Genomic DNA, 22,836 nt, shown 5'->3' with positions numbered 1-22,836 from the left:
GACCTCGCGTGCCCTCTCCACGGTCTCCTCCGTGGGGCGACGGCCTCCCTGGTCCCGGTCTCCTTACCGGGCCCACCCTGGCCGGCGACCGGGCGCCAGGCGTCCGGCCGCCGGCCGGACGGACAACCAGGGACAAAGTAGGAGTAACCCACCATGGCCGTCGTGACCATGCGTCAGCTGCTGGAAAGCGGTGTGCACTTCGGGCACCAGACCCGGCGCTGGAACCCGAAGATGAAGCGCTTCATCTTCACCGAGCGCAACGGTATCTACATCATCGACCTGCGCCAGACGCTCGACTACATCGAGAAGGCGTACGAGTTCGTCCGCACCACCGTCGCCGGTGGCGGCAGCATCCTGTTCGTCGGCACCAAGAAGCAGGCCCAGGAGGCCATCGCCGAGCAGGCGACCCGGGTCGGCCAGCCGTACGTCAACCACCGCTGGCTCGGTGGCATGCTGACCAACTTCCAGACCGTGTACAAGCGGCTGCAGCGGATGAAGGAGCTGGAGGCTCTGGGTGACCTGAGCGGCACCGCCGCCGGTTACACCAAGAAGGAGACGCTCCAGCTCTCCCGCGAGAAGATCAAGCTCACCAAGACCCTCGGTGGTCTGCGGGACATGCAGAAGCTCCCGGCCGCGGTCTGGATCGTCGACACCAAGAAGGAGCACATCGCCGTCGACGAGGCCCGCAAGCTGGGCATCCCGGTGATCGCGGTGCTCGACACCAACTGCGACCCGGACGAGGTCGACTTCCCGATCCCGGGCAACGACGACGCCATCCGCTCGGCCGAGCTGCTGACCAAGGTCGTCGCCGCCGCCGTCGCCGACGGTCTGATCGCCCGTTCCGGCCGTAACCGGGGCGCGGACGAGAAGCCCGAGGCCGGCCAGGTCGGCGCCGACGAGCCGCTGGCCGAGTGGGAGCGCGAGCTGCTCGAGGAGCCGAAGAAGGCCGACGAGCAGCCCGCCGCCGCCGAGCAGCCGGCCGCGCCGGCCGCCGAGCAGCCGGCGACCGCCGCCGCGGAGTGATCTCGCCGTCGCGTCCCCACCGTCGGCGATTCCCGGCGGTGGGGCGCGACGGGTACGCCGGGCAGAACCGGCCCGGAACCGGGTAACGAGCACCCCAGACCACCTCACTGACACCGAAGAGAGAGTCATGTCCAACTTCACCGCCGCGGACGTCAAGAAGCTCCGCGACCTCACCGGCGCCGGCATGATGGACTCCAAGAAGGCGCTGACCGAGGCCGAGGGCGACTTCGACAAGGCCGTCGAGATCCTGCGCGTCAAGGGCGCCAAGGACGTCGGCAAGCGGGCCGGGCGCACCGCCGCCAACGGCCTGATCGCCCACTCCGGCCAGGCGCTGCTCGAGCTCAACTGCGAGACCGACTTCGTCGCCAAGAACGACGCCTTCATCGCGCTGGCCCAGCAGCTGGTCGAGCACGGCGTGGCCAGCGGCGCCACCAACGCCGAGGAGCTGCTCGCCAGCAGCATCGACGGCAAGAGCGTGGCCGACCTGATCCAGGAGCAGTCCGCCAAGATCGGCGAGAAGCTGGTGCTCAACCGCTTCGCCAAGCTGGACGGCACCACCGCTGTCTACATGCACCGCAAGAGCCAGGACCTGCCCCCGGCCGTCGGCGTGCTGGTCGAGTTCACCGGCAAGAGCGACGAGGCGGCGGACGCCGACGCCCGCGCCGTGGCCATGCAGATCGCCGCGATGCGGCCGAAGTACCTCACCCGTGACGAGGTGCCGGCCGAGACCGTCGAGTCCGAGCGGCGCATCGCCGAGCAGACCGCCCGTGAGGAGAACAAGCCCGAGGCGGCGCTGCCGAAGATCGTCGAAGGCCGGGTCAACGCCTTCTTCAAGGACTTCGTCCTGCTGGAGCAGGCGTCGGTCGCCGACAACAAGAAGACCGTCAAGCAGGTGCTGGCCGACGCCGGCATCGAGGTGACCCGCTTCCTGCGGTTCGAGGTCGGCCAGGCCTGAGCCGCCGCACCGGGCCGTCCGGCCCGGGCACAGGGGAGAACGTCGACGAGGAGGCCGCCGGTGTACGCGACAGGCACCGCGGCCTCCTCGTCACATAGGGTCGGCAGGGGCAGGTACGCGACGCTCGCGCGATGCGCGGGGAGAAGGGGCGGGGCGGATGACGCAGGTTGTGAGTGACCGGAGCCTGGCGGCGGAGGACCCGACCGCCCCTCCGCCCGGTCGGTCCCGCCGGGTGGTGCTGAAGCTCTCCGGTGAGGTCTTCGGCGGCGGCGCGATCGGCGTCGACCCCGACGTCGTGCAGGGCATCGCCCGCCAGATCGCCACAGTGGTACGCCGCGGCGTACAGGTCTCCGTGGTGGTCGGCGGCGGCAACTTCTTCCGCGGCGCCGAACTGCAGAAGCGCGGCATGGACCGGGCCCGCGCCGACTACATGGGCATGCTCGGCACGGTCATGAACTGCCTGGCCCTCCAGGACTTCCTGGAGAAGGAGGGCATCGAGACCCGGGTGCAGAGCGCCATCACCATGGCCCAGGTCGCCGAGCCGTACATCCCGCTGCGCGCGATCCGCCACCTGGAGAAGGGCCGCGTGGTCATCTTCGGCGCCGGCGCCGGCATGCCGTACTTCTCCACCGACACGGTGGCCGCCCAGCGGGCGCTGGAGATCCGCGCGGACGTGGTGCTGATGAGCAAGAACGGCGTGGACGCGGTCTACACCGCCGACCCCCGGATCGACCCGACCGCGAGCAAGCTCGACTCGATCACCTTCTCCGAGGTGCTGCGCCGTAACCTGCGGGTGGCCGACGCCGCCGCGTTCAGCCTCTGCATGGAGAACGGCCTGCCGATGCTGGTCTTCGGCGCCCAGGGCGACGACACCATCGTCCGGGCCGTCGGCGGCGAGAAGATCGGCACCCTGATCACCGCCTGACCGGCCCGCCGGACCGGCAGCGGTCCCTCTGCCACGGCAGCACCCGCACCACACACGACGAGCGACAGAAGGAGGCGAGGAGACCGGTGATCGACGACACCCTCCTCGAGGCGGAGGAGAAGATGGAGCGTGCCATCGAGCACGCCAAGGAGGAGTTCGGCGGCATCCGTACCGGACGCGCCAACGCCGCCATGTTCTCCCGGATCGTCATCGACTACTACGGCAGCCCGACCCCGCTGCCGCAGATGGCGTCCATCGCGGTGCCCGAGCCGCGCATGGTGATCATCAAGCCGTACGACAACTCGCAGCTGGGCGCCATGGAGAAGGCGATCCGCGACTCGGACCTCGGGGCCAACCCGAACAACGAGGGCAACCAGCTCCGCATCGTCCTGCCGCAGATGACCGAGGAGCGGCGCCGCGACATGATCAAGGTCGCCCGGCAGAAGGGCGAGGAGGCCAAGGTCGCCGTCCGCAACATCCGCCGCAAGGCCAAGGAGGAGCTGGACCGCCTGGTCAAGGACGGCGAGGTCGGCGAGGACGAGGGCCGGCGCGCGGAGAAGGAGCTGGACGACCTGACCCAGCGCTTCGTCGCCAACGTGGACGAACTGGTCAAGCACAAGGAGAGCGAGCTGCTCGAGGTCTGAGCACCCGCGTACCTCGGACGGCACCGCGCCGCCGTCGCCCGCCCGGGCGGCGGCCCTGTGCCGTCGTCGTGCCCGGCGGCGCACACCCTCGGCGTCGCGGCGGGTGCAGTAGGCTCGGCACGATTCCCGACCACCACGGGTGAACGGCGGGAGTCGCCCGGCCGTCGGTCGGTAAACAGGAAGTCTCACGCCGGTAGGGGATGGTCTTGGTCTTGCGTCATGTGGTGGCTCTCGTACCGGCTGCCGGTGCGTGATGTCCCACCCCGACCCCTACGGCAACACCGAGTCGCGTGGCTGGGACCGCCCGGCCGCCCCGGCCCTGCCCTGGCCGGACACCGATTTGGAGCCCGGCCCCTGGCGGCCCGGCCCGGCCGCGCACACCCACCCCGCCGAGCCGGACACCTACGCCCGACCCGGGGCAGGCCCGGACACGTACGCCGCTCCGGACACGTACGCCGGGCCGTACCCGACGACCTCGCGGCACCACGACGGCCCGGGCCGGTACGACGGGCCGCCGGCCGGCGACCGCGCCCGGCCGGACGGGCCGGAGCACGACGGCCCCTGGGCCGAGCCGGCCCGCGACGGCGACTACCCGACCGCGCAGATCGCGCCGGTCCGGGACGAGTCCACCGACCAGATCCCGGCGGTACGCGACGAGCCCGCCCTCACGCCCGAGCCGTCGACCGGCCGCCGCGGGCCGGGCCGGCGACGGGCGAGCGCCGAGCGTCCGCCGACCACCGCGCCGACGACGTCCCGGGCCGGGCGCAACCTGCCGGCCGCGATCGGCGTCGGGGTGGCCCTCGGCGCGGCGGTGGTGGTGCCGCTGTTCTTCTTCATGCCGGCGTTCCTCGCCGTGCTCGCTGCCGCTGTGGGGATCGGCATCTGGGAGATGGCCCGTGCGGTACGCCGCAGCGGCGCCCACCCGCCGCTTGCGCCGCTCGTCGCCGGTGGCGTGATCACCGTGGGCCTGGCCTGGTACGCGGGCCCCGACGCGCTCTGCCTCGGGCTGCTGGTCACGGTGCTGGGCACGATGATCTGGCGGCTGGGCGACGGGCCCGGCAACTATCAGCGCGACCTGACCGCTGCGACCCTGATCGCGGTGTACGTGCCGTTCCTCGCCGGGTTCGCGGCCATGCTCGCGGCGGCGCCCGACGACGGACACCTGCGGGTGCTGGTGACGCTGGCGGCGGTGGTGCTCTCCGACACCGGCGGCTACGCCGCGGGCGTGTCGTTCGGCAAGCGCCCGATGGCGCCCACGATCAGCCCGAAGAAGTCCTGGGAGGGCTTCGCCGGCTCGGTGGCCGCCGCGGCGGCGGGCAGCGCGGCGCTGCTGTGGGCGTTGTTCGACGTGGCCCCCTGGTGGGGTGCGCTGTTCGGGATGGCGATCTCGGTCTCGGCGGTGCTCGGTGACCTCGCCGAGTCGATGATCAAGCGGGATCTGGGCGTCAAGGACATGAGCAACCTGCTGCCCGGGCACGGCGGCCTGATGGACCGGCTCGACTCGATCCTGTTCGCCGTGCCGGTGGCCTACCTGCTGCTCGCCGTCTTCGTCCCGGTGGTGAACTGAGGCATGCGTCACGGCGGCGACCCGCGGTGGGCCGGGTGGCCGGGGGCGATTCGACACGTACGGACGGGTGCGTCCGGGCGGGAGCGTGTCAGACTGGACGCGCCATGACGAGTCTTCCGCTGATCTCCGTAGACCCCGACGCCCGCGGCCGCCGGCCCGCGATGCCTCCCCGCCACCTCGCCGACCTGGACCTGCCGGGCCGGCAGGCGCTCGTCACCGAGCTGGGTGAGCCCGCGTTCCGCGCCAAGCAGGTCTCCAACCACTACTTCGGCCGCCTGGTGCGCGACCCGGAGCGGATGACCGACCTGCCGGCGGCGACCCGGGAGCGGCTGGCGGGCGAGCTGCTGCCCAACCTGCTGACCCCGGTACGCGAGCTGGCCTGCGACGACGGCGCGACCCGCAAGGCGCTCTGGCGGCTGCATGACGGCTCGCTGGTGGAGAGCGTGCTGATGGGCTACCCGGACCGGGTGACGGTCTGCATCTCCAGCCAGGCCGGCTGCGGCATGGCCTGCCCGTTCTGCGCCACCGGCCAGGCCGGGCTGACCCGGAACCTGTCCACCGCCGAGATCGTCGACCAGGCGGTCTACCTGGCCGGGGTGGCCGCCTCCGGCGCGGTCGCCGGGGCGCCGCCGCGGCTGTCGCACGTGGTGTTCATGGGCATGGGCGAGCCGCTCGCCAACTACTCGCGGGTGGTGGCGGCGATCCGCCGGCTGGTCGCCCCGGCGCCGGAGGGGCTGGGCCTGTCGCAGCGGCACATCACCGTCTCGACTGTCGGCCTGGTGCCGGCGATCCGCCGACTGGCCAGCGAAGACCTCTCGGTGACCCTTGCGTTGTCGCTGCATGCCCCCGATGATGAGCTGCGCGACGAACTCGTCCCGGTCAACCAGCGCTGGAAGGTGTCCGAGGTGCTGGACGCGGCGTGGGACTACGCGGCCACGACGGGGCGTCGCGTGTCCATCGAATACGCGATGATCAAGGACGTGAACGATCAGCCGTGGAGAGCCGATCTGCTCGGGCGGCTACTGGCCGGCAAGCTGGCCCACGTGAACCTGATCCCGCTCAACCCGACTCCGGGCAGCCGCTGGGACGCCAGCCCGAAGCCGGTCGAGCGGGAGTTCGTCCGGCGGTTGCGCGACGCCGGGGTGTCGACCACGGTGCGCGACACCCGGGGACGCGAGATCGACGGGGCCTGTGGGCAGCTCGCCGCCGCCGGGGACACGGACGGCGACTCACGCGCGGCAACGGCGTAGCGGTACGAGACCAGGAGACATAGTGGCGAGTCAGGGTCAGCGTTTCCGGCGTAAGGCGCTCCGCCGGGGCTACAAGGTCGACGAGGTCGATGCCTTCCTGGACCGGGTCGAGGCGACACTCGACGGCCAGCCGATCGGCGCGCCCGTGGCCTCCCAGGAGGTCCACGACGTCGTCTTCCGGGTCCGGTTCAACGGCTACGACGAGTGGCAGGTCGACCTGCACCTCGACCGGGTCGAGCGGCAGCTCGCCGAGCTGGAGGAGCGCGGTGGCGCACCGGCCGGACGCGGCGGCGATCCCCGGATGGCCGACCGGCTCGGCCCGCCGATGCGCGACGACCGGGGCATGTCGCCGGTGCCGCAGCCGCCGATGCCGCCCCGGCAGATGCCCGCTCAGCCCGGCCCGCCGGCCGACCGGTACGGCAACCGCTACGACGAGCCGACCGGCGCGTTCGCCGGTGGCTACGACGGCCCGCGCGGCGGCTACGACGGCCCCCGCGGCCCGGGCGGCCCCGGCCCGATGGGCCCGGGCGCGCCGATGGGGCACGGCGGCCCGCCGCCGCGCGGCCTGCCGCCCGGCCCGGGCGGTTACGGTCCGCCGGACAACGGTCCCGGCGGTTACGGTCCGCCGGACAGCGGCCCCGGTGGGTACGGTCCCCCGGACAGCGGCCCCGGTGGGTACGGCCAGGAGGAGCGCTTCGACGGGTTCGAGGCCGGCCGGCGCGGGCGTGCCGACATGACCGCCGAGATCCGCATGCCCGAGCGGGAGCTGCGTGGTCGTGGTCCGGGCGGTCCGCCGGCGCTGCCGCAGCAGGGCTACGGCGCCCCGGAGCCCGGCTACGGCCCGCCCGACCCGGGTTACGGTCCGCCGGACCAGGGCTACGGCCCGGGCCCCTCGATGACCGGCCCGCCGCTCGTGGGCCCGCCGGTCGCCGGTCCGCCGATGGTGGGACCGCCGATGGCCGGTCCGCCCGGCAGTGACCTGCACCGGGTCGACCAGATCCGGCGCAGCTTCCAGGTCCGGCGGTTCGGCAGCGGGTACGACCCGGACCAGGTCGACCGGTTCTTCGAGACGTTGCTCGGCGGCATGCAGGGGCGCAACCCGATGCCGGTGAACCCGAAGGAACTCGACACGCTGCGCTTCGGGCTGGTGCCCGGCGGCTACTTCGAGGCCGAGGTCGACGCCGCGCTCAAGGACGTGCAGGACATCCTGCTCGGCCGCTGACGACGGCCGCGAGACGACGAAGGGCCCGCCCCTCACCGGGGGCGGGCCCTTCGCGCACTACCGTGGGCGCCGCGCGTCAGGACCGCAGGCCGTTGCGGCGCAGCACGGCGTCGCCGATGACGATGGCGATCAGCAGCCCGGCGATCCCGAACAGCCAGATGTGCTCCACCCGGCCCTCCTCGATCCCGCAGAACGCCATCAGAACCAAGGCCAACGCCGACAGCACCGCACCGATCCGTCCGGACTTGCGGTGTCCGGGCTTGTGCTGATCTGGCGCGGTTACCGGCTCGTCTCCTGCCACTGTCGGTCCTTCCCTCGCGATCGGATCTCCGATCAGTCTGGCACGCGCCCAACCGGGCCCGGCGCAGGGTCCGGCCTCCTGTGCCGGGGATGACCCGGGCGGGCGACAGCGGGCGGCCCGGCCGGGCCGGGTCGTTGGTCCCGTACCGGTGGGGGCGGATGGCCACTACCGGCGTCGCGGGACGGCGAGCACACTGCCTCCGGTAGCGTCTTGACGTACACCTTGATGCCTTTTTGAGGAGGACTGCGGTGCGAGTGACCGGTACGGGGCATGCCAGCATGCGGATCGACACGCCCGCGGGCAGCATCCTGTGCGACCCGTGGGTCAACCCCGCCTACTTCGCCTCGTGGTTCCCCTTCCCGGACAACTCGCTGCTCGACTGGGCGACGCTCGGCCAGGTCGACTACCTGTACGTGTCGCACCTGCACCGGGACCACTTCGACGCGAAGCACCTGCGTGACTTCGTGTCCAAGGACGCCACGGTCCTGCTGCCCGAGTTCCCCACCTCGGAGATGGAGGACGAGTTCCGGGAGCTGGGCTTCACCAAGTTCCTCAAGGCCCCGAACGAGCAGGTGGTGGAGCTGCCCGGCGGCCTGAAGATCATGATTCAGGCGCTGACCAGCCCGACCGACGGCCCGATCGGCGACTCCTCGCTCTGGGTCGAGTACGACGGCGTCCGGCTGCTCAACCAGAACGACGCCCGGCCGACCGACCTGAGCGTGTTCGCCGAGCTGGGCCACGTGCACGCGCACATGCTCCAGTTCTCCGGCGCGATCTGGTACCCGATGGTCTACGAGCTGCCGCAGGCGGCGAAGACCGCGTTCGGCAAGCAGAAGCGGGACCGGCAGTTCGACCGCACCTGGCGCTACATCGACGACCTGAAGGCCGACCACGTCTTCCCGATCGCCGGCCCGCCGTGCTTCCTCGACGACGAGCTGTGGCAGTTCAACGACATCTTCGGCGACGAGGGCAACATCTTCCCCGACCAGTCGGTGTTCCTGGCCGAGTACGCCAAGGTCGGCGGCACCAACGGCATCGTGCTGCTGCCGGGCAGCGTCTCGGAGATCACCACCGAGGGCGCGACCACCACGCACCCGGTGCCGGTGGAGGAGTTCTTCGCCAACAAGGTCGCCCACCTGGAGGAGATGCGGGAGCGTAAGCGCCCGGTCATCGAGGCCGAGAAGGCGTCCTGGCGGCACCCCGAGGTCGACGTGCTGGGCGAGATGAAGCGCCGGATCGAGCCGCTGCTGGACGAGTCGATCTACCTGGCCAAGGGCGTCGGCGGCCCGGTCCGCTTCGACCTGGTCGGCTACGACGGAGAGAGCGTCGAATCCATCGTGGTGGACTTCCCGGGCAAGGAGGTCCGGCCGTACGCGGACGAGAAGGTCCGCTACCGGTTCCGTACCGAGCGGGCGCTGATCGAGCACCTGCTGCACATCGGCGAGGTGGACTGGGTCAACTCGCTGTTCCTGTCCTGCCGGTTCTCCGCGGCCCGCATCGGCCAGTACAACGAGTTCGTCTACGCCTTCTTCAAGTGCCTGTCCGAGGAGCGCCTCCAGTACGCCGAGGGCTGGTACGACGAGCACGAGCGGGCGGTCGACGCCGAGGACATCACGCTCGACGGTTGGGTGGTGCAGCGGCGCTGCCCGCACCTGAAGGCGGACCTGAGCCGGTTCGGCATCGTCGACGGCGACCAGCTCACCTGCCAGCTGCACGGCTGGAAGTTCGACCTGGCCAGCGGGCGTTGTCTGACCAGCGTCGGGCACAAGATCCGCGCGCACCGCGCCGACGCGGAGACCCCGGCGCCGGCCGGGGAAGCGGCCATCTGACGGGTTCCGCCCCGTCCGCCGCCCCCGGCACGCGACCATCGGTCGTGAGGGGGCGGCGTGACGGGTGCGGACAGGGAACCGGCGTACCGGTTCGGGCGCGGCAACGAGATGGCGCGCGACGCCTCCCGGGTGGAGGCGTTCAGCGACGCGGTGATCGCCATCGTGCTCACCCTGATGGCCGTCGAGCTGCTGTCGTTCGACCCGGACACCCCGCAGGACGACGGGCTGCCGGCCGCGCTGCTGCACGAGTGGCGCGCCTACCTGGCGTACGTGATCACGTTCGCCATCGTCGGCCAGGTCTGGCTGACCCACCACAACATGTGGCGCTACGTCCGCCGGGTCGACCAGATGCTGCTGGTGCTGAACCTGCTGCTGCTGATGTTCGTGGCGGCGATCCCGTTCACCGCGGACCTGCTCGCGGACAACCTGCGCGGCACCGTCGGCGACCAGCGGCTGACTGCCGCGCTGTACGCGGGCGTGGTGCTCGGTGAGGCGCTGTTCTTCAACCTGAGTTGGTGGTGGGCGCGCCGCCGCGGGCTGCTGCACCCGGGCCTCGACCCGAGGCTGGCGCAGGCGGTGGCCCGCCGGTTCCGCCTCGGTCCGCTGCTCTACCTGGTCGCGTTCGCGATCGTGTTCGTCGACCCGGTGCTGAGCCTGCTGGCGTACCTGCTGCTGGTCGGCGTCTACCTGGTGCGCGGTCCGGGCGACCTCCCGCCCGCCGGCCAGGAGGCGCCCGACACGCCGTGAGGGGTGTTAAGAGGGGACCCTTCCTCTACCGGAGGCGTTAAGAAGGGGCCCTTCCTTACAGGTCGGCGAGGATGCGCCGGGCGGCGTTGTGCCCGGCCGCGCCGATCACGCTGCCCGCCGGATGGCAGCCGGCGCTGCCCGCGTACAGGCCGTCCACGCCCGTCGCGTACGGCATCCGGTCGGTGAACGACACCGTGTTGTCCACGTGGTGGATGTGCCCGCCGGTGATGCCGAAGTGCGCCTCGATCCCGGGCGGCGGCAGCGGCACCGCGTCCGCGACCAGGTCACCGGCGCCCGGGGCGTACCGCTCGCAGATCGCGATCAGCCGCTCCACGTAGCCCGGCAGAGCCGCCTTCCAGGTGGTGCCGGCCAGCTCGTAGGGGACCGACTGCACGAACAGCGCGGACGAGTGGTGCCCCGCGTCGTCGGACAGCGACGGGTCGACAGTCGTGTGCAGGTACCACTCGATCGTCGGCTCGTCCGGCAGCCGCCCGGCCCGCACGTCCGCCCACATGCCGCGCAGCGCGGCCATGGGCGACTCGCCGCCGTCGCCGACGAGCGAGGCCGAGCCGGGCAGCAGGTGGATGGTCGACCCGAACGGGCTCGGCGCGTCGTCCGGCAGGCAGGAGAAGCGCGGCAGCCCGGTCAGCGCCAGGTCGAGCTTGAGCGTGGTGCCGGGGCGGCGGACCGCCGCCATCCGCGCGCCCAGCTCCGCCGGGAGCGCGCCGTCGGGCAGCAGCTCCATCAGCCGGTACGGGTCACAGGCGCCGAGCACCACGGAGGCGTCCACCTCCCGTCCGTCGGCGAGCGTCACCCCGGCGGCGGCACCGGAGGCGAGCCGGATCGCGGTCACCGGCGCGTCGGCCACGATCCGCGCCCCGGCGCGCACGGCGGCCTCGGCGAACGTGCGGGACACAGTGCCCATGCCGCCCCGGGTGATCATCCAGGTGCCGTCCGCTCCGGGCAGCCGGCACATGTTGTGCACCAGGAAGTTGTGGCCGGTGCCCGGGTCGTCCGGGCCGGCGTTCAGCCCGGACAGGCCGTCGGTGACCGCGTACATGCTGACCAGCAGCTCGGAGCGGAAGTCGAAGCGGGCCAGGTGATCGGCGACCGAGCCGCGCACCAGGTCGACGAAGACCTGCCGCAGCGCGGGCCGCACGTAGCGCTCGGCGGTCTGATCGACCGGCAGCGGCTCGGCGAGCCACGCCGGGGCGAGATCCTCCCGCAACTGGGCCAGCTCGGCGTGCAGCGCGTCGTCGGCTGCCACGTCGGCGGGGGAGAACATCTCCGCGAGCTGTCGCCGGCTCGCCGCGACGTCGCTGCCGGCCAGCAGGTGCGGCGAGCCGAGCCCGCCCGGCGTGGGCAGGAAGTAGTGCGGGTCGCGGCGCAGCACCGGGATGGTCACGTCGAGCGTCGCCAGCAGTTCCGGCGGCATCAGTCCGAGCAGGTACGACCCGGTGGAGTGACGCAGCCCCGGCACCTTCGGGAACGGGTTCTCGGTGCGGGTCGCCCCGCCGATCATCGCTGACGCCTCCAGCACGAGGACGTCCAGGCCGGCGCGGGCCAGGAGGATCGCCGAGACCAGTCCGTTGTGCCCGGCACCGACCACGACGACGTCGGCGCGGGACGGCAGCTCGCTCGCGTCGCTCATGGGACCGGAGCGTAGCGGCGGCGGCTCCCGCGCGGGAGGGTTCGCGTCGGGACGCTACCGTGGCCGCCATGTCCCCGGCTGTCCAGATCGCGCTCGCGGTGGCGCTCGTCGTGGTGGTGCTTCTCCTGCTGCTCGTGCTGCGGCGCGACCGTCCCCGGAATCTGGTCGCCCCGAACCGTCCGGCCGGCGACGGGCAGGCCGAGGTGCTCCGGCTGGCCCGCGCGGGGCGTACCGTCGAGGCGGTCAAGGTGCTGCGCGAGCAGACCGGGCTGTCGCTGCTGGACGCGAAGCGGGCGGTGGACGCGCTGGCGTCCGGCGGAACCTGGTCGCCCGGCCCGCCGGCACCGGGGAAGGGCGTCGACGACGCGGTGCGGGCCGAGGCCGCGCGGCTGCTGTACCAGGGGAAGAAGATCCAGGCGATCAAGGTGGTGCGGGAGCACACGCACATGTCGCTCGCCGACGCCAAGCGGTACGTCGAGGGCCTCTGACGCCGGACGGCCGTCACCCCGCGTTCACCCTATAGTGGCAGTTGTCGATGCATTTTCGTCCTACCGTCGACGGGACACCCACCGCCTCCGGGAGGTAATCCCCGATGGATCGTCGTACCGTCCTGCGCGCCACAGCCGCCGGTGGCGCCGCCGCTCTCGCCGGTGGCCTCTGGGCCGCCGCGGCCGCCCCCGCCCAGCCCGCCCAGCCCGGCCCCGGCCCGTACGGCGACCTGCTGGCCGCCGACGCCAACGGCCTCCAGTTGCCGGCCGGCTTCACCAGCCGGGTGATCGCGCGTTCCGGCCAGCGGGTCGCGGGCACCTCGTACACCTGGCACCCGGCGCCGGACGGCGGCGCCTGCTTCCCGGCCGGCGACGGCTGGATCTACGCCTCCAACTCGGAGGTCCCGCTCGTCGGCGGCGCCTCGGCGGTGCGGTTCGCCACCGACGGCGCGATCGCCGCCGCGTACCGGATCCTCGGCGGCACGAACGTCAACTGCGCCGGTGGGCCGACCCCGTGGGGGACGTGGCTGTCCTGCGAGGAGGTGCCGCTGGGCCGGGTCTTCGAGACCTGGCCCGAGGGCGGCCGGTCCGGCGAGGAGCGGACCCGGATGGGCCGCTTCAAGCACGAGGCGGCGGCCTGCGACCCGGTGCGGCGGGTGGTGTACCTGACCGAGGACGAGGGCGACGGCTGCTTCTACCGCTTCGTCCCGGACACCTGGGGCGACCTGCGCACCGGCCGGGTGCAGGTGCTCTGCGCCCCGGACGGCCAGGTGACCGGGCCGGTGACCTGGCGGGACCTGCCGGACCGCGACGGGTTCCCGGTGCCCACCCGCTACCAGGTCGCCGCGGCGCAGACGTTCGACGGCGGTGAGGGGTGCTGGTACGCCGACGACACCTGCTGGTTCACCACCAAGGGCGACAACCGGGTGTGGGCGTACGACGCGGTGAACCAGCGGCTCGACCTCGCGTACGACGACTCGCTGGTGCCGGCCGGGGCCGCGCCGCTGACCGGCGTCGACAACATCACCGGCACCGCCGGCGGTGACCTCTACGTGGCCGAGGACGGCGGCGACATGGAGATCAACGTGATCACGCCGGCCGGTGTGGTGGCCCCGTTCCTGCGGCTGCTCGGGCAGTCCGAGTCGGAGATCACCGGGCCGGCGTTCTCCCCGGACGGCAGCCGGCTCTACTTCTCCTCGCAGCGCGGCACCAGCGGCGCGCGGGCCGGCACCGGCGGCATCACGTACGAGGTGCGGGGCCCGTTCCGGCGCTGACCCCCAGCCGTCAGGCGCGGGCCGCCTCCCGGGTGGCCCGCCACCGGCTCGCCGCCAGCGTGGCCGAGTAGCCGGACAGCACGATCACGTGGAACAGGTACAGCCAGAGCAGCACCGCCACGCCGCCGCCGATCTCGTCGAACCCGCCGAACGGCACCCCCAGGTCCAGCGGCAGCGAGCAGAACAGCACGAAACCGTGCAGGAAGCCGGACAGGTTCGCCGCGGTGAACGAACCCAGGCCCACTGTGACGAGCCAGTCCGGGGAGGCCGGGCCGACCACCCGGAACACCCAGATCAGCACCGGCGTGAGCACCAGCCACACCGCGAGGAACGACAGCACCACGCCGAGCGCGCCGAGCCAGCCGCCCTGGCGTACCAGCCGGGTGGTCATCGGCAGCCCGAGCAGGATCGACAGCAGCAGCGCCGGGGCCGGCGCCAGCAGCGGGAGCAGCAGCAGGCGGCCCCGCCAGCCGACCAGCGCGCCGGACTCGGCGCGCGGCTCGGCCACCGAGACGAACGCGCGGCGCAGCCCTTCCCCGTAGAGGGAGGCCGGCAGCAGCGAGGCCAGCGCCAGCAGCGGGGTCAGGCCCAGCCCGGCCTCGACCAGCGCGGCCGCCGCCCGGTGCGCGCCGATCTCGGTGGGCAGCGTGTCGATGGCGTACCCGGTCAGCCGTCGCACCCGGTCCGCCCCGGCGAGCAGCCCGGTCAGCCAGATCGCCAGCAGCGCCACCGGCACCACGGCGATCGCGCCGTAGAAGGTGATCGCGGCGGCGTGCAGCGACAGGTCACGGCCACGGACCGGCCGGAACGCCGCAGCCGTGATCCGCTTCGTCCGCTCCCACCCGTCGCCCATCGCCCCTCCGTTCCCCGTACGACCCCGCGCCACGCATTACGATCCGGCGGCATGACGATCGCCACGACCGACCGGCTGGTGCTGCGGGACTGGACCGAGTCTCCGGACGACCTGGCCCGGGTCTACGACATCTACTCCCGGGACGAGGTGATGCGCTGGCTGGGCGGCGGGAAGGGGCGGATGACCGACCCGTCCGAGGCGCGCGAGCGGGTCCGGTCCTGGCGGGAGCGCTGGGCGCCGTACGCCGGCCGGTGGGGCCTGTGGGCGATCGAGCCGCGCGACGGCGGGCCGGTGGCGGGGAGCATCCTGCTCAAGCCGCTGCCGGGACGCGACGGCGTCACGCTGACCGACGACATCGAGGTCGGCTGGCACCTGCACCCCGACGCCCAGGGCCGCGGCTACGCGACCGAGGCGGCCCGCGCGGTGCTGGAACGCGAGTTCGCCACCGGCACCCCGAGGGTGTACGCGGTGGTGATGGCCGGGAACGCCCCGTCGACGGCGGTGGCCCGGCGCCTCGGCATGACGCACGTGGGTGTGCGCACCGACTGGTACGGCGGCACCGAACTGGAGACCTTCGTCCTGGACCGCCCCGCCTGACCGTCCGGCGGAGCTGGCTGAGTGGAGACGGACAACGTGTGCGAGCAGGGCGGAACGGGACAGCGCCGCTAGGGTGAGGGGTAGCACGATTACCCGCTGAGGGGGTGAGCCTGATGGCCCAGGCCGCGTTCGCGCCCGAGCCGGCACCGCAGCCGGCCGAGCCGTCGTTCGACGTGCTCCGCTGGCGCGACGAGCCCTGGACCGCGCAGCTCGCTCTCGATCTCCTACCGGAGACCAACGGCCCGAAGGTCGAGGTCCTGAGCGGAAGCGTGATCGTGACACCACATGCCGGCATCGACCATCAGTCGGTCGAACGCGAGTTGCCGTATCGGCTGCACCGGGCCGCCCGGCGTAACGGGCTCTGGGTCTACCCCGAGATCAATCTGGTTTCCGGCAAGGATCTGTTCATCCCCGACATCGCCGTGCTGCGGTCCTCGGGCGGTGGTCGATCCGCCGTCGACATCGGCCAGGCCGTGCTCCTCGGTGAGATCGTGTCACCCGGCAACCGGCGCAAGGACGTGATCGACCGGCCGCGGGAGTACGCCGCCGCCGGTGTGCCGTACTTCCTCCGGGTTGACCTGCGCAACCGGGTGCCCGCGCTCGCCCTCTACGAACTGGTCGAGGATGAGTACCGTCCGCTGGCCGCCGCGGCCGCCGGTACGACGTTCGTAATGCGGGAGCCGTTCGAGTTCAGCGTCGACCCGGCCGACCTGCTCGACGAGGAGGCGCCGCAGGCGTGATCCACACCGGTTCGCCTCAGTGGTGGCATCGCGGCAACCCTGATGCCGCCACCTCGGCGAAGTGGAGTCGATCATGTCGCCGGGCACTCCGGGACGAACCGGGGTGAGGCGCTGGGGAACAATGGTCCGGTGACCACTCCCCGAGACCTCGTGCTGCTCGGTTCGACCGGCTCGATCGGCACCCAGGCCATCGACATCGTCAAGCGCAACCCGGACCGCTTCCGGGTGGTTGCCCTCGGCGCGGGTGGCGGCAACGTGGACCTGCTCGCCACGCAGGCGCTGGAGCTGGGCGTGGAGGCCGTCGGCGTGGCCCGCGCGTCCGCCGCGCAGGACCTCCAGCTCGCGTTCTACGCCGAGGCGAGCCGGCGTGGCTGGGCCACCGGCGACTTCAAGCTGCCCAAGATCGTGGCCGGGCCGGACGCGATGACCGAGCTGGCGCAGTGGCCGTGCGACGTGGTGCTCAACGGCGTGGTCGGCTCGCTGGGCCTGCCGCCGACGCTGGCCGCGCTGCACGCCGGGCGTACCCTCGCGCTCGCCAACAAGGAGTCCCTGGTGGCCGGCGGCCCGCTGGTCAAGGCCGCGGTGACGCGGCCGGGGCAGATCGTCCCTGTCGACTCCGAGCACTCGGCGCTGGCGCAGTGCCTGCGCGGCGGCGCCCGGGGCGAGGTGCGGCGGCTGGTGGTCACCGCCAGCGGCGGCCCGTTCCGGGGGCGGCGGCGCGACGAGCTGACCGCCGTGACGCCGGAGCAGGCGCTGGCGCACCCCACCTGGAACATGGGTCCGGTCGTCACGATCAACTCCGCCACGATGGTCAACAAGGCGCTCGAGGTGATCGAGGCGCACGAGCTGTTCGACGTGCCGTACGCCGACATCGAGGTGATGGTCCACCCGCAGTCGGTGATCCACTCGATGGTCGAGTTCACCGACGGCTCCACGCTCGCGCAGGCCAGCCCGCCGGACATGCGGCTGCCCATCGCGCTGGGTATCGGCTGGCCGGAGCGCGTGCCGGGCGCCGCCGCGGCGGTGGACTGGACCACTGCACACACCTGGGAGTTCTTCCCGCTCGACGACGCCGCGTTCCCGGCTGTCGCGCTGGCCAAGGCGGCGGGCGAGGCGGGGCGCTGCCGCCCGGCGATCTACAACGCGGCGAACGAGGAGTGCGTGGCCGCGTTCGTCGCGGGCCGGCTGCCGTTCCTCGGCATCGTCGACACCCTCCAGCGGGTGCTGGAGGACGCTCCCGATTTCGACGAACCAGGTACCGTCGAGGACGTGCTCGCCGCCGAGTCGTGGGCACGGGCGCACGCCCAGGAGATCATCGTCGGGTCGGTGGAAGGAGCTCGATGAGCTATCTGCTCGGGGTGGTGCTGTTCGCCCTGGCGATCCTCATCTCGGTGAGTCTGCACGAGGCGGGTCACATGCTGACCGCCAAGGCGTTCGGGATGAAGGTCACGCGCTTCTTCGTCGGCTTCGGCCCGACGCTGTGGTCGTTCAAGCGGGGCGAGACCGAGTACGGCATCAAGGGCATCCCGCTCGGCGGCTTCTGCAAGATCGTCGGAATGACCCCGCAGGACGACGACGTCGAGCCCGGTGACGAGAAGCGCGCGATGTGGCGCTACCCGGTGTGGAAGCGGACGATCGTGATGTCCGCCGGTTCGATCACCCACTTCGCCCTGGCGCTGATCGCGCTCTGGATCATCGCTGTCACCGCCGGCCTGCCGAACCCGAAGTTCCCTTCCACCGAGGAGGGCTTCAAGGCGGAACCGGCGGTGATCGCACTGGCCCCGTGCGTGGTGGTGGAGAACGCCGCCCGCGCCTGCCAGAGCGGCGACCCGGCCAGCCCGGCCGCCCAGGCCCAGCTCAAGGACGGTGACCGGATCACCGCGGTGAACGGCAAGCCGGTCTCGACCTGGGGCGACATGCTCGACGTGGTCCGCGCCACCCCGCCCGGCACGGCCACCGTCGCCTTCGTGCGCGACGGCAAGCCGGACGAGGCGCGGGTCGACCTGGCCTCGGTGCAGCGTCCGCCGCTGGACGACCCGAAGGGCGCCACCTCGTCGGTCTCCGCGCTCGGTGTGGCGCTGCAACCCAGCACGCCGCCCCGGGTGGAGTACGGGCCGGTCGCGGCGTTCGGCGCGACCGCAGACTTCACCGGCACCATGGCGGTGCAGACCGCGCAGGCGATGCAGCGCATCCCGCAGAAGGTGCCCGCGTTGTGGAACGCGATCACTGGCGGCGAGCGCGACGTGGACACCCCGATCAGCGTGGTCGGCGCCAGCCGGCTCGGCGGCGAGGCCGTGGAGAACAACGCCTGGCTGGTGTTCTTCATGCTCTTCGTGTCGCTGAACTTCTTCATCGGCGTGTTCAACCTGCTGCCGCTGCTCCCGGTGGACGGCGGCCACATCGCCATCGCCTGGTTCGAGCGGGCGCGGTCCTGGCTGTACGCCCGCATCGGCCGCGCCGACCCAGGCCGCGTCGACTACCTCAAGCTCATGCCCTTCACGTACGCGGTGATCCTGATCGGTGGCGCGTTCACGCTGCTGACCATCACCGCTGATGTCATCAACCCCATCACGCTCTTCTCAAGGTGAGTGCCTGAAGTGACCGCTGTCAGTCTCGGTATGCCCCCCGTACCGCCGCCGCCGCTGGCCCCGCGCCGGGCCAGCCGCCAGATCATGGTCGGTTCGGTGCCGGTCGGTGGGGGCGCGCCGGTCTCGGTGCAGTCCATGACCACCACCCTCACCGCCGACGTCAACGCCACGCTCCAGCAGATCGCCGAGCTGACCGCGTCCGGCTGCCAGATCGTCCGGGTCGCCGTGCCGTCGCAGGACGACGTGGAGGCGCTGCCCGCGATCGCGAAGAAGTCGCAGATCCCGGTGATCGCCGACATCCACTTCCAGCCGAAGTACGTCTTCGCGGCGATCGACGCCGGCTGCGCCGCGGTCCGGGTGAACCCGGGCAACATCCGGCAGTTCGACGACAAGGTCAAGGAGATCGCGCGGGCCGCGGGCGACGCGGGCGTGCCGATCCGGATCGGCGTCAACGCGGGCTCGCTGGACAAGCGCCTGCTGGCCAAGTACGGCAAGGCCACCGCCGAGGCCCTGGTGGAGTCGGCGCTGTGGGAGTGCTCGCTGTTCGAGGAGCACGGCTTCCGGGACATCAAGATCTCGGTCAAGCACAACGACCCGGTGGTGATGATCCGGGCGTACCGGCTGCTGGCCGAGAAGTGCGACTACCCGCTGCACCTGGGTGTCACCGAGGCGGGCCCGGCGTTCCAGGGCACGATCAAGTCGGCGGTGGCGTTCGGCGCGCTGCTGGCCGAGGGGATCGGCGACACCATCCGGGTCTCGCTGTCCGCCCCGCCGGTCGAGGAAATCAAGGTCGGCACCGCGATCCTGGAGTCGCTGGGCCTGCGTGAGCGGGGCCTGGAGATCGTCTCCTGCCCGTCCTGCGGCCGGGCACAGGTCGACGTCTACAAGCTGGCCGAGGAGGTCACCGCCGGCCTGGAGGGCCTGCCGGTGCCGCTGCGCGTCGCGGTCATGGGCTGCGTGGTGAACGGCCCGGGCGAGGCCCGCGAGGCCGACCTGGGCGTGGCCTCCGGCAACGGCAAGGGCCAGATCTTCGTCAAGGGCAAGGTCGTCAAGACCGTGCCCGAGGCGCAGATCGTGGAGACGCTGATCGAGGAGGCGCTGCGCATCGCCGACGAGATGGGCGCCGAGATCCCCGAGGAGCTGCGTGACCTGGTGCCGGGCGGCGCCACCGTCACCGTGCACTGATCCGCTTCCGCGTCACCGTGCGGCCGTCCCCGGCATCGGGGGCGGCCGCACGCGCGTTCGCGGGCCGGCACGCACGGTGTCACCGCGCGCCGGGAGTGACCGGGAGGCCCCGCCCGGCGTTCACTCGGACTCGGCGAGGATGGCGTAGAGCTTGCGCCGGGTCTCGTCGAGCACCTGGGCGGCCCGGGCGCGCTGGTCGTCGGTTCCGGTGGTCATCACCTGCCGCAGCGCCTGCATGGCCTGCGCGCCGGCGTCGCGGATGTCGTGCCAGCTGTTGACCGTCTGCTCGGCGAACTCCGCCCAGGGCGGGGTCTGTGCCGCGCCGGTCGCTTCGGCCTGGCCCGCCTCGGTCAGCGCGAACCGCTTGCGCCCGCCCTCGGAGTCGGCGGCGGTGGCGATGAGCCCCTCGTCCTCCAGCAGTTGGAGCGTCGGGTAGATCGAGCCGGGGCTGGGCCGCCAGGCCCCGCCGGTGCGGGCGTCGATCTCCTGGATCATCTCGTAGCCGTGCATCGGCCGTTCGGTGAGCAGGGCCAGCACGGCCCCGCGCACGTTGGGCCGCCGGCCGCGTCCTCGTCCGCCCCGGCCCCGCCCGTGACCGTGGGGTCCGGGGGAGAAGGGCGGCGGACCCGGGGGTACGGGCGGGAAGCCGAAGCCGCCACGGCGGCGCATCTCGTCGTGCATGGCGTGCATGCGTCGATGGAAACCCATCGGTTCTCCTTCTGTCGTGGTATCACTGATGCATCAACGATATATCGGCAATGCATCGCCGACAAGGCGTCGAACAAACCGGGCTGAAAACCGTACGTACGTCTTGCTAAGGTGCCGAGGTGCGCCTGCTTCCCGAACCGGGCCCGTCCCGGACCCTCGCGATCTCCACGCTCGTCAACACCGTCGGGCGGGGCACCTGGCTCACCGCCAGTGCGCTGTTCCTCACCCGGTCGGTCGGGCTCTCGGTGACCCAGGTCGGCGTGGCGCTCACGCTCACCGCGCTGGTCAGCCTGGTGGCGAGCACGCCGATGGGCTACCTCGCCGACCGTCTCGGCCCGCGCGGGCTCCAGATGGCCGCGCTGCTCGCCTCCGCCGGGTGCACGGCCGCCCTGGTGGCGGTGCGCTCGTTCACCGGCTTCCTGGTGGTCGGCGTGCTGATGGCGGTCGCCGACGCGGGCACCCGTGGTGCCCGGGGCGCGCTGATCGCCGGCGCCGTCCCACCCGGCCAGCGGGTCCGCACCCGCGCCTACCTGCGCGCGGTCACCAACGTCGGCATCTCGGTGGGCACGGTGCTGGCCGGGTTCGCGCTCGCCGCCGACACCCGCGGCGCGTACGTCATGCTGATTCTGCTCGACGCCGCCACCTACGTGCTGGCGGCGGCGGTGCTGCTCCGGCTCCCGCCGGTGCCGCCGATGCCCGCCCCGGCGCACGGTCCGCGGCTGATCGCGCTGCGGGACCGCCCGTTCCTCGCCTTCACCGTGCTGGACGGGCTCATGTCCATGCACTTCTCGCTGATCAACATCGCCCTGCCGCTCTGGATCGCCGGGCACACCACGGCGCCGAACTGGCTGATCTCCGCGTGCCTGCTCGTCAACACCGTGGTGGTGATCCTGTTCCAGGTCCGCGCCTCGCGGGGCACCGAGGACCTGACCGGCGCGGGCCGGGCCGCCCGCCGGGCGGGTGTTCTGCTCGCTGTCGCCTGCGCGCTGTTCGCCGCCGGTGGCGGCGTGCCGGTCGCGGTGGCGGTGCCGTTGCTGCTGGCCGGCGCGCTGGTGCACGTCGTGGGGGAGCTGTGGCACGCGGCGGCCGGATGGGGCATCTCCTTCGGCCTGGCCCCGGCACACGCGCACGGGCAGTACCAGGGCGCGTACGGGATGGGCATGCAACTGGGCTCGATGGTCGCCCCGGTGGTGGTGACCACGCTCGCGATCGGCTGGGGCGTGCCCGGCTGGCTGGTGCTCGGCGTGGTGTTCCTGCTGCTCGGCGCGCTGGTGCCGCCGGTGGTGCGCTGGGCCGCCCGGACCCGGCCGGCCGTGCCTGAACCGGTGCCGGCGCCAGCGGCCTGAGCGCCGTCCATCCGGGTGCCCGGTCGGCCCGCGCACGCCGGGGTGGATCTGGCAGGCTGGTAGCCGTGCTCACGGTGCCGGTACGCCAACTCGGGGAGTCGGAGCGCCGCGCGGTCGAGCGGCTGCTCGACCTCGACCCGTACGCCGGCGCGCAGGTCGCCGAGCGGGTGGCGGCACGCGGGCTGGCGTGGTGGCGGGCCGAGGCGCGGATCCTCGGGTACGGCTCCCGCCGGCACCTGGAGTCGATCTGCTGGCTGGGCGGCAACCTGACCCCGGTGCTCGCGTCCGAGTCGGCGGTGACCGCGTTCGCCGACCAGTTGAGCGCCGAGGAGCGGCTCTGCTCCTCGATCGTGGGCCGCGCCGACGCGGTGCTCGGGCTCTGGGACCGCCTCTCCGCGCACTGGGGGCCGGCTCGGGACGTACGCCCGAACCAGCCGCTGCTGGCGACTGACGCGCTGCCCGCCGTGGCGCCCGACCCGCACGTGCGCCGGGTACGCGGCAGCGAGATCGACCTGCTGTTCCCGGCGGCGGTGGCGATGTACACCGAGGAGGTCGGGGTGTCGCCGCTGGCCGAGGACGGCGGGCGCGGCTACCGGCGGCGGGTGACCGAGCTGGTGCGCGCCGGCCGCGCCTACGCCCGCTTCGTCGACGGGCGGGTGGTCTTCAAGGCGGAGCTCGCGGTGGTGACCCGCCGGACCGCGCAGGTGCAGGGCGTCTGGGTGGCGCCCGAGTGGCGTGGCCGGGGCATCGCCACCGCCGCGATGGCCGCCGTGGTCCGCGACGCGCTGGAGCGGGTGGCGCCCACCGTGAGCCTCTACGTCAACGACTTCAACCTGCCTGCCCGCCGGGTCTACGAGCGCTGCGGCTTCCGCCCGGTCGGCACGCTCGCCACAGTGCTGTTCTGAGGATCACTCCCGCCACACGTCCCGAACCGGACACCCGA

At 72.5% G+C, this 22,836-nt stretch carries 22 protein-coding genes; 18 read left to right on the top strand and 4 right to left on the bottom strand.

Going from position 1 to position 22,836, the window contains the following annotated elements; translation table 11 throughout:
- Positions 1-153 precede the first annotated feature (153 nt).
- From rpsB to Q3W68_RS01345, 7 genes are all read left to right on the top strand, one after another.
- Complete coding sequence (gene rpsB / locus Q3W68_RS01375; protein ID WP_302903725.1) at positions 154-1,023, top strand: 30S ribosomal protein S2; 870 nt, start codon at positions 154-156, stop codon at positions 1,021-1,023.
- A 127-nt stretch (positions 1,024-1,150) separates the two neighbouring features.
- Positions 1,151-1,978: a translation elongation factor Ts gene (gene tsf, locus Q3W68_RS01370; RefSeq protein WP_030269902.1), complete on the top strand. Its 828-nt coding sequence runs from the start codon at positions 1,151-1,153 to the stop codon at positions 1,976-1,978.
- A gap of 157 nt (positions 1,979-2,135) precedes the next feature.
- Positions 2,136-2,903 (top strand): UMP kinase, encoded by a 768-nt coding sequence (gene pyrH, locus Q3W68_RS01365; protein ID WP_013284607.1) that lies wholly within the window; start codon positions 2,136-2,138, stop codon positions 2,901-2,903.
- A gap of 86 nt (positions 2,904-2,989) precedes the next feature.
- Positions 2,990-3,547 (top strand): ribosome recycling factor, encoded by a 558-nt coding sequence (gene frr / locus Q3W68_RS01360; protein WP_091419619.1) that lies wholly within the window; start codon positions 2,990-2,992, stop codon positions 3,545-3,547.
- A gap of 253 nt (positions 3,548-3,800) precedes the next feature.
- Positions 3,801-5,114, top strand: coding sequence for a phosphatidate cytidylyltransferase (locus tag Q3W68_RS01355; protein ID WP_302903724.1), 1,314 nt, complete (start codon positions 3,801-3,803; stop codon positions 5,112-5,114).
- 104 nt (positions 5,115-5,218) lie between these two features.
- Positions 5,219-6,364: a 23S rRNA (adenine(2503)-C(2))-methyltransferase RlmN gene (rlmN, locus tag Q3W68_RS01350; RefSeq protein WP_302903723.1), complete on the top strand. Its 1,146-nt coding sequence runs from the start codon at positions 5,219-5,221 to the stop codon at positions 6,362-6,364.
- A gap of 22 nt (positions 6,365-6,386) precedes the next feature.
- Entirely contained in the window at positions 6,387-7,586 is a 1,200-nt protein-coding gene (locus Q3W68_RS01345; protein ID WP_302903722.1) for a DivIVA domain-containing protein, read from the top strand.
- A gap of 76 nt (positions 7,587-7,662) precedes the next feature.
- Here Q3W68_RS01345 and Q3W68_RS01340 read toward each other — a convergent pair whose 3' ends face one another.
- A complete protein-coding gene (locus Q3W68_RS01340) occupies positions 7,663-7,887 on the bottom strand; it encodes a hypothetical protein (RefSeq protein ID WP_081635946.1) in 225 nt (74 codons plus the stop codon).
- Positions 7,888-8,135: 248 nt separating this feature from the next.
- Between Q3W68_RS01340 and Q3W68_RS01335 the strand changes: the two genes are divergently transcribed.
- Positions 8,136-9,716 carry a Rieske 2Fe-2S domain-containing protein gene (locus Q3W68_RS01335; RefSeq protein WP_302903721.1) on the top strand — a complete coding sequence of 527 codons (1,581 nt, stop codon included), beginning with the start codon at positions 8,136-8,138 and terminating at the stop codon, positions 9,714-9,716.
- 108 nt (positions 9,717-9,824) lie between these two features.
- Positions 9,825-10,463 (top strand): TMEM175 family protein, encoded by a 639-nt coding sequence (locus Q3W68_RS01330; protein ID WP_302904928.1) that lies wholly within the window; start codon positions 9,825-9,827, stop codon positions 10,461-10,463.
- Between the two features lie 55 nt (positions 10,464-10,518).
- On the opposite strand, the gene Q3W68_RS01325 is transcribed toward Q3W68_RS01330, so the two are convergent.
- Positions 10,519-12,114 carry an NAD(P)/FAD-dependent oxidoreductase gene (locus Q3W68_RS01325; RefSeq protein WP_302903720.1) on the bottom strand — a complete coding sequence of 532 codons (1,596 nt, stop codon included), beginning with the start codon at positions 12,112-12,114 and terminating at the stop codon, positions 10,519-10,521.
- Positions 12,115-12,182: 68 nt separating this feature from the next.
- On the opposite strand from Q3W68_RS01325, the gene Q3W68_RS01320 reads away from it, so the two are divergent.
- Positions 12,183-12,602, top strand: a complete 420-nt coding sequence (locus Q3W68_RS01320) for a ribosomal protein L7/L12 (protein WP_302903719.1) — start codon at positions 12,183-12,185, stop codon at positions 12,600-12,602.
- A 104-nt stretch (positions 12,603-12,706) separates the two neighbouring features.
- Positions 12,707-13,876 (top strand): alkaline phosphatase PhoX, encoded by a 1,170-nt coding sequence (locus Q3W68_RS01315; RefSeq protein WP_302903718.1) that lies wholly within the window; start codon positions 12,707-12,709, stop codon positions 13,874-13,876.
- Positions 13,877-13,886: 10 nt separating this feature from the next.
- Here the strand turns inward: Q3W68_RS01315 and Q3W68_RS01310 are convergent, their stop codons facing one another.
- Positions 13,887-14,729: a YhjD/YihY/BrkB family envelope integrity protein gene (locus Q3W68_RS01310; protein ID WP_302903717.1), complete on the bottom strand. Its 843-nt coding sequence runs from the start codon at positions 14,727-14,729 to the stop codon at positions 13,887-13,889.
- Positions 14,730-14,780: 51 nt separating this feature from the next.
- Here Q3W68_RS01310 and Q3W68_RS01305 point away from each other — a divergent pair, with 51 nt between their 5' ends.
- From Q3W68_RS01305 to ispG, 5 genes are all read left to right on the top strand, one after another.
- The gene (locus Q3W68_RS01305) at positions 14,781-15,326 is read left to right on the top strand and encodes a GNAT family N-acetyltransferase (protein WP_302903716.1); all 546 of its coding nucleotides are present in this window, start codon (positions 14,781-14,783) and stop codon (positions 15,324-15,326) included.
- Positions 15,327-15,439: 113 nt separating this feature from the next.
- Entirely contained in the window at positions 15,440-16,066 is a 627-nt protein-coding gene (locus Q3W68_RS01300; protein WP_302904927.1) for a Uma2 family endonuclease, read from the top strand.
- Positions 16,067-16,195: 129 nt separating this feature from the next.
- Entirely contained in the window at positions 16,196-17,410 is a 1,215-nt protein-coding gene (dxr, locus tag Q3W68_RS01295; RefSeq protein WP_302903715.1) for a 1-deoxy-D-xylulose-5-phosphate reductoisomerase, read from the top strand.
- Positions 17,407-18,654, top strand: coding sequence for an RIP metalloprotease (locus Q3W68_RS01290; protein WP_302903714.1), 1,248 nt, complete (start codon positions 17,407-17,409; stop codon positions 18,652-18,654). The genes dxr and Q3W68_RS01290 overlap by 4 nt, the downstream gene beginning before the upstream one ends.
- Positions 18,655-18,663: 9 nt before the next feature.
- On the top strand, positions 18,664-19,839 hold the full coding sequence (ispG, locus tag Q3W68_RS01285; RefSeq protein WP_302903713.1) for a flavodoxin-dependent (E)-4-hydroxy-3-methylbut-2-enyl-diphosphate synthase: 1,176 nt from the start codon (positions 18,664-18,666) through the stop codon (positions 19,837-19,839).
- 120 nt (positions 19,840-19,959) lie between these two features.
- Here the strand turns inward: ispG and Q3W68_RS01280 are convergent, their stop codons facing one another.
- Positions 19,960-20,547, bottom strand: coding sequence for a PadR family transcriptional regulator (locus tag Q3W68_RS01280; RefSeq protein ID WP_302903712.1), 588 nt, complete (start codon positions 20,545-20,547; stop codon positions 19,960-19,962).
- A 119-nt stretch (positions 20,548-20,666) separates the two neighbouring features.
- On the opposite strand from Q3W68_RS01280, the gene Q3W68_RS01275 reads away from it, so the two are divergent.
- On the top strand, positions 20,667-21,893 hold the full coding sequence (locus Q3W68_RS01275) for an MFS transporter (protein WP_302903711.1): 1,227 nt from the start codon (positions 20,667-20,669) through the stop codon (positions 21,891-21,893).
- Between the two features lie 65 nt (positions 21,894-21,958).
- A complete protein-coding gene (locus Q3W68_RS01270) occupies positions 21,959-22,798 on the top strand; it encodes a DUF4081 domain-containing GNAT family N-acetyltransferase (protein WP_302903710.1) in 840 nt (279 codons plus the stop codon).
- Positions 22,799-22,836: the final 38 nt, after the last annotated feature.

This window comes from Micromonospora sp. C28ISP2-4 (assembly GCF_030519385.1).
In the GTDB taxonomy this organism is placed as follows: Bacteria; Actinomycetota; Actinomycetes; order Mycobacteriales; family Micromonosporaceae; genus Micromonospora; species Micromonospora tulbaghiae.
Note: the sequence above shows the minus strand (reverse complement) of the source record. Positions and strands in the feature narration are given on the sequence as shown.